The organism is Streptomyces sp. NPDC059524 (assembly GCF_042749255.1).
Classification (GTDB): Bacteria; Actinomycetota; Actinomycetes; order Streptomycetales; family Streptomycetaceae; genus Streptomyces; species Streptomyces xanthii.
The window spans coordinates 6,632-17,387 of record NZ_JBHYTK010000034.1; the positions used below are offsets into that span (position 1 = coordinate 6,632).

Annotated in this window: 13 protein-coding genes; 8 read left to right on the forward strand and 5 right to left on the reverse strand. The window is 70.8% G+C overall.

Annotated features, from left to right (window positions below; translation table 11 throughout):
* Nucleotides 1-42 precede the first annotated feature (42 nt).
* The 4 genes from ACFW9D_RS12695 to ACFW9D_RS12710 all read right to left on the reverse strand — a co-directional run bounded on the left by ACFW9D_RS12695 (nt 43) and on the right by ACFW9D_RS12710 (nt 3,675).
* Entirely contained in the window at nt 43-750 is a 708-nt protein-coding gene (locus tag ACFW9D_RS12695; protein ID WP_188337248.1) for a hypothetical protein, read from the reverse strand.
* Entirely contained in the window at nt 750-1,310 is a 561-nt protein-coding gene (locus tag ACFW9D_RS12700) for a hypothetical protein (protein ID WP_384621019.1), read from the reverse strand. Before ACFW9D_RS12700 ends, ACFW9D_RS12695 begins: the two co-directional genes overlap by 1 nt.
* Before the next feature lie 81 nt (nt 1,311-1,391).
* Entirely contained in the window at nt 1,392-1,907 is a 516-nt protein-coding gene (locus tag ACFW9D_RS12705; RefSeq protein ID WP_384621022.1) for a hypothetical protein, read from the reverse strand.
* A gap of 163 nt (nt 1,908-2,070) precedes the next feature.
* Complete coding sequence (locus ACFW9D_RS12710; protein WP_384621024.1) at nt 2,071-3,675, reverse strand: glycoside hydrolase family 20 protein; 1,605 nt, start codon at nt 3,673-3,675, stop codon at nt 2,071-2,073.
* A 368-nt stretch (nt 3,676-4,043) separates the two neighbouring features.
* Between ACFW9D_RS12710 and ACFW9D_RS12715 the strand changes: the two genes are divergently transcribed.
* The 5 genes from ACFW9D_RS12715 to ACFW9D_RS12735 all read left to right on the forward strand — a co-directional run bounded on the left by ACFW9D_RS12715 (nt 4,044) and on the right by ACFW9D_RS12735 (nt 8,108).
* Nucleotides 4,044-4,523: a 2-oxo-4-hydroxy-4-carboxy-5-ureidoimidazoline decarboxylase gene (locus ACFW9D_RS12715; protein WP_384621027.1), complete on the forward strand. Its 480-nt coding sequence runs from the start codon at nt 4,044-4,046 to the stop codon at nt 4,521-4,523.
* A gap of 170 nt (nt 4,524-4,693) precedes the next feature.
* Nucleotides 4,694-5,074 (forward strand): succinate dehydrogenase, cytochrome b556 subunit, encoded by a 381-nt coding sequence (gene sdhC, locus ACFW9D_RS12720; RefSeq protein ID WP_100594758.1) that lies wholly within the window; start codon nt 4,694-4,696, stop codon nt 5,072-5,074.
* Between the two features lie 8 nt (nt 5,075-5,082).
* Complete coding sequence (locus ACFW9D_RS12725) at nt 5,083-5,568, forward strand: succinate dehydrogenase hydrophobic membrane anchor subunit (RefSeq protein ID WP_188337253.1); 486 nt, start codon at nt 5,083-5,085, stop codon at nt 5,566-5,568.
* An 18-nt stretch (nt 5,569-5,586) separates the two neighbouring features.
* A complete protein-coding gene (gene sdhA / locus ACFW9D_RS12730) occupies nt 5,587-7,341 on the forward strand; it encodes a succinate dehydrogenase flavoprotein subunit (protein WP_188337254.1) in 1,755 nt (584 codons plus the stop codon).
* Nucleotides 7,341-8,108, forward strand: coding sequence for a succinate dehydrogenase iron-sulfur subunit (locus ACFW9D_RS12735; RefSeq protein ID WP_188337255.1), 768 nt, complete (start codon nt 7,341-7,343; stop codon nt 8,106-8,108). Before sdhA ends, ACFW9D_RS12735 begins: the two co-directional genes overlap by 1 nt.
* 63 nt (nt 8,109-8,171) lie before the next feature.
* On the opposite strand, the gene ACFW9D_RS12740 is transcribed toward ACFW9D_RS12735, so the two are convergent.
* Nucleotides 8,172-8,630 (reverse strand): Lrp/AsnC family transcriptional regulator, encoded by a 459-nt coding sequence (locus ACFW9D_RS12740; protein WP_188341359.1) that lies wholly within the window; start codon nt 8,628-8,630, stop codon nt 8,172-8,174.
* A gap of 79 nt (nt 8,631-8,709) precedes the next feature.
* Between ACFW9D_RS12740 and ACFW9D_RS12745 the strand changes: the two genes are divergently transcribed.
* From ACFW9D_RS12745 to ACFW9D_RS12755, 3 genes are all read left to right on the forward strand, one after another.
* Nucleotides 8,710-9,657 carry an SMP-30/gluconolactonase/LRE family protein gene (locus ACFW9D_RS12745; RefSeq protein ID WP_188337256.1) on the forward strand — a complete coding sequence of 316 codons (948 nt, stop codon included), beginning with the start codon at nt 8,710-8,712 and terminating at the stop codon, nt 9,655-9,657.
* A 9-nt stretch (nt 9,658-9,666) separates the two neighbouring features.
* Nucleotides 9,667-10,083 (forward strand): VOC family protein, encoded by a 417-nt coding sequence (locus ACFW9D_RS12750; protein ID WP_384621032.1) that lies wholly within the window; start codon nt 9,667-9,669, stop codon nt 10,081-10,083.
* Nucleotides 10,084-10,229: 146 nt separating this feature from the next.
* On the forward strand, nt 10,230-10,637 hold the full coding sequence (locus tag ACFW9D_RS12755; RefSeq protein ID WP_384621035.1) for a hypothetical protein: 408 nt from the start codon (nt 10,230-10,232) through the stop codon (nt 10,635-10,637).
* The last annotated feature ends 119 nt before the right edge of the window (nt 10,638-10,756 follow it).

Sequence of the window (10,756 nt, forward strand, 5' to 3'; positions counted from 1 at the left end):
CCGTGGGGCCCTCACCCCCCCCCACGGCCCCTCCGGCGTGATTCACACCTGCCGCGCGTCCCCGCTCAGGTCGGGCGACACGCAGACGAGACGGCCGCCGGGGAGCGCCGGGTCGGTGAGGGTGAGGCGCAGCACCGGGTAGTCCAGGGCGTCGTTGGAGCCCTGCTCGCTGGGCTGGTTCAGGGACTCCAGGGTCTGGCCGGGGCACAGCGCCCGCTTCGGCAGCTCGACCTCGAGGTAGTGCTCGCTCTCCCGCACGAAGCGGTACGTGCCGTCCGCGCCCGGCGGGACGGGCCGCTCCTTCATCCCGGTGAGCACCCGCACGGCGAGCCCGCGGGCGGTGGCGATCCGGCCCTTCCCATGCGGCCCGTAGACGTCGACGGCGGCGCTGTCCGCGGTGAACGAGGCGGGCAGCCGGATCTCGCTCAGCCGCTCCGGGTACAGGCTCGCGCTGACGTGGAACCGCTCGCGCGACCGCCCGTGCGGGATCCGGCTCGTGTACCCGTACGAGGTGACCACGAGACGGGCGTCGACGCCGTCCTGGTGCTCCGGCGGCACGGACCGCCCCGGCCCACCGGTCCCGCACCCGCGGGGGCCCGCGCGGTGCGCGGTGTCCCCGGCTCCGGCGGCGAACCGGGCGCCGACCGGCTCCTGTTCCCGCCGCGCGTCCACCACGACGAGGCCGACGAGCAGACCGACCGCGAGGACGGCGGCCCAGGCGCGGCGTGAGGGGCCGCCGACCTCGTACATCAGGCGCGGCCGCGGGCGCGTCTGGACACGACGGCGCGCAGCACGCGGCGGCCCTCGGTGGACAGGTCTCGGGCCTGCCGCAGCCCGCCGGCGCCGCTCGCGAGCAGCTCCAGGATCCTGGTCTGGCGGCGCAGTTCGGCGGCGACGAGCGGCGTCATGCCCGCGGTGTCGCCCTCGCGGACCCCGGCCGCGCCGTCGTCGGCGCCGTCGCCGGGTCCCCCGGCGTCGAGCATCCGGTGCACCTGGAGGGCGGCCACCGAGCAGGCGTCGGCCCAGCCGCGCCAGTCGCCGGGCACGCTGCCGTCGGGGGCGGCGCCCAGCATCCGGCGGACGAGTTCGGCGGCCTCCCCGTCGACGACGGTGTCCGCGAGCCGGCCGCGGGCCGCGGCGAGCGTCTCGCCCCAGCCGGTGCCGCCCTCGGCGAGGCTCGCCCACAGCGGGCGCAGCGCCTCGTCGTCCTCGGCGTCGCCGAGCAGCGGCACGCAGCGGTCGAGGCAGCCGAGCCCGCTCGCGGCGAGCCCTCGCTCGTCGGCCTGCGCGATCAGTTCCACCAGGCTCATGGCCGTACGCCTCCAGACGCGGACCCGACAATTCCCCTTCGGGGGACTACGGGACTTACTGCGCCGGTCCTGCCCGGAACGTCACAGTGCGGCCACGCCGAGCCGGTCCAGGAAGCGGAAGAACAGCTCCTCCGCGGAGGGCTCGGCCGGGGCCCGCAGCACGTCGAGCAGCGGCTGGGCGGCCACGTCGCGGCCGCACTCGGCGGCCCAGGCGACGGCCCGCTCGGCCGCGTCCGCGGGCGGCAGGAAGTAGTCCTCGAGCGAGCGCTCGTCACCGCCGATGTACCGGGTCATGGCCTCCCGGCCGAGGCAGGCGGTCCATGCCCCGCTGCGCGGCGCGGCCGCCTCGACGACGGCGCAGCTGCTGTCCATCACGTAGGCGAACAGGGCGGGCGAACCCGTCTCCGCCGCCAGCGCGTTCATGCTGCCCACGTCCCGGGCCTGCTCCCCGTCGCCCCCGCCGGGGCACTCCCACACCTGCCATCCGCCGACCCGCTCCTCCAGCAGGGTCAGTTCCTCCCGCACCCCCGCCAGCGCCGCCAGCTCCCGCAACGGACGATCGCTGCCGGCCACCACGTAATAGCCCCAGTAGCCCATCCCCGTGCCCCCGTCCCGCCGTGCTGTTCAAGTGGCTGTGCCGTTCATGTGACTCGGGCCGAATAGACCACAGCCGTACGGCAGTTCGCCACCCAAAACGCGAACTGCGCGAAGGGGACGGGCCGGGCTCCGCGGGCCGCGCCGTCCAGGGAGAACCCGGTGGTCAGTTCCCCAGCCGGTTCGCCAGGGCCGTGAACTGCGCCCACGTCAGCTCCGGCTTCTTCGGGTCCCACAGCTTCTGGACGGTGGCCCGCAGGGGCATGCGGATGCCCTGCGCGACCTGGGCCGGCGTCTGGGACCCGGCGAGGTCGCACCAGACGGCGAAGGTGCCACCGAGGATCTGGGCGTCGTACTTCGCGGGGACCGGGGTGGTGCCGCGCACGACGAGCGGGGTCCAGCTCTCGTAGATCCGCTGACCGGTCGGATAGACGAAGGTGTTCGGCTGGCCGAGGACGTAGTAGAGGTACTCGTCGTTGTAGTTGGTCAGCTTCTGTCCGGCGCTCAGATAGGAGACGGGCTCGCGCGCACCGATCTCCTTGCCGGTCCAGTACGCGACCTCCAGGTCCTGGTCGGCCCGGACGATGCCGCCGGTGAAGAACCCGTCGTTCCAGGCCTTCAGCTTCCGGCCGAACGGGGCCATCGTCTTCGCCCGGTCGTTCAGCCAGCCCTCGGCGAGGTCCTGCACGCGTGCGTTCGCCCCGTACTTCTGGCGGGCGGCGGTGGCCAGCTGAGGGTAGGACGCCTCGGGGTTCTGCTTCACCAGGGCCTGGTACTCGTCGCCGCCCAGATGCCAGTACGCGCCCTTGAACAGGCCCGCGAACTCCTTCAGCAGATCGTCCACGATCTTCGCCGAGGCCGGCTCGGAGATGTCGATGGCGCCCCGCGTGGGAACGCCGGCCGCGTCGCGCAGCTGGAGGTCGGGGTGGGCGGCGATGACCGCGCCGAGGTGGCCCGGCGAGTCGATCTCCGGCACGACGGTCACGTGCCGCTGCGCCGCGAGCGCGAGGATGTCGCGGACCTCCGCCTTGGTCAGGTGCTGGGGGGACACGATCTCGGGGTGCGTGGCGGACTCGATCCGGAAGGCCTGGTCGTCGGAGAAGTGCAGCCCGAGCTGGTTGTACTTGAGGTCGCCGATCTCGCGGATCCGGTCCTTGATCCAGTCGGCGGTGAAGTGCTTGCGCGCGATGTCGATCATGAACCCGCGCTGCGGCTTGGCCGGCTCGTCCGCGACGACGCCCTCGGGCGCGGTGCCGCCGCCGTGCACCTCCTGCTTGAGCGTGCGCGTCCCGAGGAAGACACCGCCGTCGCTCGGCCCGACGATCCGCACCGTCCCGCCCTCGACGGTCATCCGGTACGACTCCGGGTTCGCGCCCTTCGCCCCGCCGAGCGCAAGTTCGACGTCCCCGGCGCCCGCCTTCCCCTTCCGCCCGCCGTACTTCAGCCCCAGCTCATCGGCGACGAGCCGCCCCTCGTCGGCGAGCGAGGCGTCCCGCACCCGCACCGATCCCCCGCCCGGCTTCCATCCCGGCCCGCGCGCGGCGGTGAACTCCCGCACGGAGGGGATGGTGCTCGGGGGCTTCGACAGCGGGTACGACCGCGTGGGTGACGGCTTCGAGGCAACCGTTCTGGCCGACTTCGAGTCCGCCGGAGCGGGCCCGGCGGAATCCCCGCCGCCGTCCGGCCACAACGCCACGGTCAGCACCACGGCCCCGGCCGCCACGACCGCGCCCCCGGCAAGAAGGGCCTTCCGCTCGATTCCCACGCGCACCACCGCTCCCTAGAGGGGCGCGAGGACTGCACGGCAACCACAGACAACCCGCACCCGCGAACGATCATCTCCCCTACGACGAGAAGGCGCGCGACGGCCCTCGCCCGATCCACCGACCGCCACCCAAACCTCCCCGTCCGAGTGAAATTCGCGCATCCGTCGGACACCCGCAATCACCCATGACTACGGTTACGACCCAAAACAGCCCGAACTCAGACCCGCACAGCCGCCGGAGGCACCCGCTGTCCGCCGCCCCAGACGCCGTTCCGGGCCGCCTGCCCATACCCGCTCAGGCCACACCTCGCGGGGGCCACAGCGGCCTCACCCAGTTCAACGCCCTTGCGCAGGGACACGCCGAAGCCGCCCTGATGCGCTGCTGCGGCAGTCTCGCCTGGGCACACCGGCTCGCCGCGCACCGCCCGTACCCGGACCTCGACGCGCTGCTCGCCGCGGCCGACGAGGCGGCGTACGACCTGGCGCCCGCCGACATCGCCCAGGCCCTGGCCCGCGAGGAACCGGCCCGGCCGCCGGACGCGGCGGACTACTCCGCGGCGCACACCGCGCTGGCCGCCGCGCACGCCGCGTACGAGGCCCGCTTCGGGCACCCCTTCGTGCTGTTCCTCGACGCCACCGCGCCCGGCGAGGCCCTCGACCACCTGCTCAGCGCGCTGCGCGACCGGATGGGCAAGGAGCCGGAGGAGGAGCGGGCGCTGGCCGCCGAGGAGCTCCGCCGGCTCGCCCGCGGAAGAATCACCCGGCTCGTCCGGAACCTCCCGGTCACCCGTACAGCCGCACCGGACGCGATCTGCCCGGATCGGTGCGGCAATAGCCCGTACGTGCCTGTTTGATTGCCTGTTTGATCACACGAGTGGGCCCCCGCGCGAACGAGCCGCCACGTCGTCGATACGATGTCGAGCGGCCGGTGGACCGTACCCGGCCGGGCCCGACCGACAGAGCTGTATCCAATCGGCTTACGCGTGGCGGCCGGCCCCAGTCCCCACTCCCGGAGGGTTCTTCCGTGCCGGCTGGAACGCTGTACCGCGGCCGGGAAGGCATGTGGTCGTGGGTGGCTCATCGAGTCACCGGTGTCCTCATCTTCTTCTTCCTGTTCGTACACGTGCTGGACACCGCTCTCGTCCGCGTCTCCCCCGAGTCGTACGACGATGTTGTCTCCACCTACAAGACGCCGATCGTCGCACTCCTCGAGTACGGCCTCGTCGCCGCCATCCTCTTCCACGCGCTCAACGGCCTGCGTGTCATCGCCGTCGACTTCTGGTCGAAGGGCCCGCGCTACCAGAAGCAGATGCTCTGGACCGTCGTGGGCATCTGGGTCGTCCTGATGGTCGGGGCCCTGTACCCCGTCCTCGGCCACGCCGTCCGTGAACTCTTCGGGAGCTGAGGCCAGACATGTCTGCTGACACGACCCCCGCCACCTCCGGCGTCGGCCCCGTCGAGGGCGCCTCGCTCTACGACGCCGACAACCCGGCCCCGTACATCGAGGCGCCGCGCAAGCGCACCTCGAAGACGGGCAAGGGCAGCCGCGGCAACTTCGAGATGGCCGCGTGGCTGTTCATGCGCCTGTCCGGTGTCGTCCTGGTCGTCCTCGTCCTCGGCCACCTGCTGATCCAGCTCGTCCTCGACGGCGGCGTCTCCAAGATCGGCTTCGCGTTCGTCGCGGGCCGCTGGGCGTCCCCGTTCTGGCAGGGCTGGGACCTGCTGATGCTGTGGCTCGCGATGCTGCACGGCGCCAACGGCCTGCGTACCGTCATCAACGACTACGCCGAGCGCCCCCAGACCCGCCTGTGGCTGAAGGGCCTGCTGTACGCCGCGACGGTCTTCACCGTCCTCCTGGGCACGCTGGTGATCTTCACCTTCGACCCCAACATCCGTTAAGCCGAGGCGAGCGAACCCGTGAAGATTCACAAGTACGACACCGTCATCGTCGGCGCGGGCGGCGCCGGCATGCGCGCGGCCATCGAGTCGACCAAGCGCAGCCGCACCGCCGTGCTGACCAAGCTCTACCCCACCCGCTCCCACACGGGCGCCGCGCAGGGCGGCATGGCCGCCGCGCTGGCCAACGTGGAGGAGGACAACTGGGAGTGGCACACCTTCGACACGATCAAGGGCGGCGACTACCTGGTCGACCAGGACGCCGCCGAGATCCTGGCGAAGGAGGCCATCGACTCGGTCCTCGACCTGGAGAAGATGGGCCTGCCGTTCAACCGCACCCCGGACGGCACGATCGACCAGCGCCGCTTCGGCGGTCACTCCCGCAACCACGGTGAGGCGCCGGTCCGCCGGTCCTGCTACGCCGCGGACCGCACGGGCCACATGATCCTCCAGACGCTGTACCAGAACTGCGTCAAGGAGGGCGTGGAGTTCTTCAACGAGTTCTACGTCCTGGACCAGCTCCTGGTCGAGGAGGACGGCGTCAAGAAGTCCGCCGGTGTGGTCGCCTACGAGCTGGCCACCGGCGAGATCCACGTCTTCCAGGCGAAGTCGGTCATCTACGCCTCCGGCGGCACCGGCAAGTTCTTCAAGGTGACGTCCAACGCGCACACCCTGACCGGTGACGGCCAGGCCGCCTGCTACCGCCGGGGTCTGCCGCTGGAGGACATGGAGTTCTTCCAGTTCCACCCGACCGGCATCTGGCGCATGGGCATCCTGCTGACGGAGGGCGCCCGCGGTGAGGGCGGCATCCTCCGCAACAAGGACGGCGAGCGCTTCATGGAGAAGTACGCGCCGGTCATGAAGGACCTCGCGTCCCGTGACGTCGTGTCCCGCTCCATCTACACGGAGATCCGTGAGGGCCGCGGCTGCGGTCCCGAGGGCGACCACGTCTACCTCGACCTCACGCACCTCCCGCCGGAGCAGCTGGACGCGAAGCTCCCGGACATCACGGAGTTCGCGCGCACGTACCTCGGCATCGAGCCCTACACGGACCCGATCCCGATCCAGCCGACCGCGCACTACGCCATGGGCGGCATCCCGACGAACGTCGAGGGTGAGGTCCTGGCGGACAACACCACGGTCGTCCCGGGCCTGTACGCCGCCGGCGAGGTCGCCTGTGTCTCCGTGCACGGCGCCAACCGCCTCGGCACCAACTCGCTGCTCGACATCAACGTCTTCGGGCGTCGTGCGGGCATCGCGGCCGCCGAGTACTCCCACAAGGCCGACTTCGTCGAGCTGCCGGAGAACCCGGCCTCGCTCGTCGAGGAGACGGTCGAGCGCCTGCGCAACTCCACGGGCACGGAGCGCGTCGCCGTCCTGCGCAACGAGCTGCAGGAGTGCATGGACGCCAACGTGATGGTGTTCCGCACCGAGCAGACGATCAAGACGGCGGTCGAGAAGATCGCCGAGCTGCGCGAGCGCTACAAGAACGTCGCGATCCAGGACAAGGGCAAGCGGTTCAACACCGACCTGCTCGAGGCCATCGAGCTGGGCAACCTGCTCGACCTGGCCGAGGTCATGGCGACCTCCGCGCTGGCCCGCAAGGAGTCCCGCGGTGGTCACTACCGCGAGGACTTCCCGAACCGCGACGACGTCAACTTCATGCGCCACACCATGGCGTACCGCGAGGTCGGCGACGACGGCACCGAGTCCATCCGTCTCGACTACAAGCCGGTCGTCCAGACCCGCTACCAGCCGATGGAGCGTAAGTACTGATGGCTACTCCGACCATGGACAAGCTGGAGGCCCTGGAGAAGGACTCCACGTCCTCGCACCTCATCACGGTCACCTTCCGCATCCGCCGGTACAACCCGGAGGTCTCCGCGGACGCGGTCTGGGAGGACTTCCAGCTCCAGATCGACCCGAAGGAGCGTGTGCTCGACGGTCTCCACAAGATCAAGTGGGACCTGGACGGCACGCTGACCTTCCGCCGCTCGTGCGCGCACGGCATCTGCGGCTCCGACGCGATGCGCATCAACGGCAAGAACCGCCTTGCCTGCAAGACGCTCATCAAGGACATCAACCCCGAGAAGCCGATCACGGTCGAGGCCATCAAGGGCCTCACCGTGCTCAAGGACCTCGTGGTCGACATGGAGCCGTTCTTCCAGGCCTACCGGGACGTCATGCCGTTCCTGGTGACGAAGGGGAACGAGCCGACGCGTGAGCGTCTGCAGTCCGCCGAGGACCGCGAGCGTTTCGACGACACCACCAAGTGCATCCTGTGCGCCGCGTGCACGTCGTCCTGCCCGGTGTTCTGGAACGACGGCCAGTACTTCGGTCCGGCCGCGATCGTGAACGCCCACCGGTTCATCTTCGACTCGCGCGACGAGGCCGGCGAGCAGCGCCTGGAGATCCTCAACGACCGTGACGGTGTGTGGCGTTGCCGCACCACCTTCAACTGCACGGACGCCTGCCCGCGTGGCATCGAGGTCACCAAGGCGATCCAGGAAGTGAAGCGCGCGCTCATCACGCGCCGCTACTGATCCTGGCACCCGCAGGGCTGTGAGGGCCCCGCTCCCCCGGAATTCTCCGGCGGGGCGGGGCCCTCAGCCGTTTCCCGGCCCTTCGGTGCCGGTCGGCACCGGGCGTTCGAAGAAGGTCTCCAGGACCACCGTCGCCTGGGTGCCGCTCACGCCGTCGATCGCGTAGAGGCGGCGCAGCACGTCCTGGAGCTGCTCGGTCGTCGCCGAGCGGACCTTCACGAGGACCGAGGCGCTGCCCGCGATGATGTGCGCCTCCACGATCTCGGGGATCGCGGCGAAGGAGTCCGCCGAATCGCCCATCCACGCCGAGGACTCGACCATCACGTAGGCGAGCACGCCCTGGCCGAGGGCCGCCGGGTCCACGTCGACGGTGGTGCGGCGCACGACACCGCGCTCGCGCAGCTTGCGGACGCGCTCGTGGGCGGCGCCGGTGGACAGGCCGACCTCCTTGCCGAGCGCCGCGTACGCGGTCGTCGCGTCGCGCTGGAGCGCGGCGATCAGCTTGCGGTCGATGTCATCCACGATCTCCATGGCGTCACCGTACCTCGTTCTGGCATAGTCCAGTGCGACAGGATGACATTCGGTATCGCACCCGTAGAGGATGATCGTGTCCATAGATCGCATTCCCGTGTCGTACGAAATCCTGGACGAGCGCTTCCGCACCGGACGGTGCGCCAACGGGGACGACTTCCTGCAGGTCCTGCACACCGGCAGCCGTTGGGCCGAGGGGCCCGTCTATCTGCCCGCCTGGCGCCAGCTGGTGTGGAGCGACATCCCCAACGACCGGCTGCTGCGCTGGGACGAGCAGAGCGGCCACGTGAGCGTCTTCCGCTCCCCCGCCGGCTACGTCAACTGCAACACCCTGGACCGCGAGGGTCGGCTGATCCACTGCGAGCAGGGCAACCGGCGCGTGACGCGCACCGAGCACGACGGCAGCCTGACCGTGCTCGCGGACCGCTGGGAGGGCAAGCGGCTCAACAGCCCGAACGACGCGGTGGTGCGCTCGGACGGCTCGATCTGGTTCTCCGACCCGGACTTCGGGATCACGAGCGACTACGAGGGCCATCGCGGCGAGTCGGAGATCGGGGCGAACAACGTCTACCGGATCGACCCCGTCAGCGGCGAGGTCCGGCTGGTCGCCGACTGCTTCGGGGCGCCGAACGGGCTCGTCTTCTCCGCCGACGAGAGCGAGTTGTACGTCTCCGACACCCGCTCCGGCGTCCTGCGCGTCTTCGACGTGCGCGACGACGGGACCCTCTCGGACGGCAAGGTGTTCGCCGAGACGAAGGAGGGGCTCGGCCGCTTCGACAACATCCGCTTCGACGACGGCGGCCGGCTGTGGGCCGCGGCCATGGGCGGCGGCGTGCACTGCTACGACCCCGACGGGACGCTGCTGGGGCGGCTCCTGGTACCGGAGCCGGTGGCGAACGTGGTGTTCGGCGGCCCGAAGAACAACATCATGTTCCTCGCCGCGTCGACCTCCCTGTACTGCCTGATGACCGCGGTCACCGGAGCGCCGCGGATCGGTCCGTGGGGATCCGCCCGCTAATCTGACGGAATGTCACTCACCTCCCGAAAGTCCGGCCTGGGCGTCCTCGGGTTCGACAACGCCCTCCTGCCGGTGGGCGATCTGCCCGAGGCCGTCGCCTTCTACGAGCGCGCCGGGTTCCCCGTGACGTTCCGCCTCGACGAGGCCGGGATCGCCCTCCTCGGGGCGGGCGGGGAGACGCCGGGGCTACTGCTGCGCACCGAGGAGGGGTTCGGGCCCCGGCCGGTGCCGTGGCCCGCCGCGCGGCTGTGGCTGGAGGTGCGGGACGCGCGGGCGACGGCGCGGGCGCTGAGCGAGGCGGGCATCGAACCGCTCGCGCCGCCGCTGTCGACCTCGACCGGGTACGTCGTCGAGATCGCCGACCCGTGGGGGAACGTCATCGGGTTCACCGACTACGCCAAGCGACCGGAGCTCGCCCGGAGTTGAACCTTCCGCTCACCGCCTCCTGACCCTCACCCCACCGGGGAACTGAGAGCCGCGTCACGCACGCCGCTCTCCGCTTGAACGTGTTCAAAAACAGGTCTACTGTCCTGCACGTCAGCGTTTTTGAACGCGTTCAAGGAGGGTGGGGCATGGACCTCACAGTCGTCGCGTACGTCGTCTACCTCGTCATCAGCATCGGGCTGACCATCTGGGTGGCACGCACGCTCAGCCGCAACGGCCGGATCTTCCTGGCCGACGTGCTGCACGGGAACGAGAAGCTCGCCGAGGCGGTCAACCACTTGCTGGTGGTCGGCTTCTACCTCGTGAACCTCGGGTTCGTCGCGCTCTACCTGAGCGGCGACGAGACCATCGCCGACGCCCGAGGGGTCTTCGAGGCCCTGTCGACCAAGCTCGGCGTGGTGCTCCTCGTCCTCGGCGCCATGCACCTGGGCAACGTCTACGTCCTCAACAAGATCCGGCGGCGCGGTGTCATGGAGCGCGAGCAGCAGCCGCCGGTGCCGCCCCAGGCGTGGACCGCTCCGGCGGCCGGAGCGTGACCACGCCGGGAGCGGCCGTGAATCCGGTTGCGGCGGGGGGGCCCGCGGGGGGGGCCGGCCCCCCCCCACACACGCGCAAACGACCCCCCAGCTCCCCCCCGCACGCCCTCACCCGCGGC

Excerpts from the sequence above, each read along its gene's own strand:
- ACFW9D_RS12700 (WP_384621019.1), bottom strand. The coding sequence starts at position 1,310 with ATGAGCCTGGTGGAACTGATCGCGCAGGCCGACGAGCGAGGGCTCGCC.
- ACFW9D_RS12745 (WP_188337256.1), top strand. The coding sequence starts at position 8,710 with ATGATCGTGTCCATAGATCGCATTCCCGTGTCGTACGAAATCCTGGAC.
- ACFW9D_RS12735 (WP_188337255.1), top strand. The coding sequence starts at position 7,341 with ATGGCTACTCCGACCATGGACAAGCTGGAGGCCCTGGAGAAGGACTCC.
- ACFW9D_RS12705 (WP_384621022.1), bottom strand. The coding sequence starts at position 1,907 with ATGGGCTACTGGGGCTATTACGTGGTGGCCGGCAGCGATCGTCCGTTG.
- ACFW9D_RS12725 (WP_188337253.1), top strand. The coding sequence starts at position 5,083 with ATGTCTGCTGACACGACCCCCGCCACCTCCGGCGTCGGCCCCGTCGAG.
- ACFW9D_RS12695 (WP_188337248.1), bottom strand. The coding sequence starts at position 750 with ATGTACGAGGTCGGCGGCCCCTCACGCCGCGCCTGGGCCGCCGTCCTC.
- ACFW9D_RS12750 (WP_384621032.1), top strand. The coding sequence starts at position 9,667 with ATGTCACTCACCTCCCGAAAGTCCGGCCTGGGCGTCCTCGGGTTCGAC.
- ACFW9D_RS12755 (WP_384621035.1), top strand. The coding sequence starts at position 10,230 with ATGGACCTCACAGTCGTCGCGTACGTCGTCTACCTCGTCATCAGCATC.
- ACFW9D_RS12715 (WP_384621027.1), top strand. The coding sequence starts at position 4,044 with ATGCGCTGCTGCGGCAGTCTCGCCTGGGCACACCGGCTCGCCGCGCAC.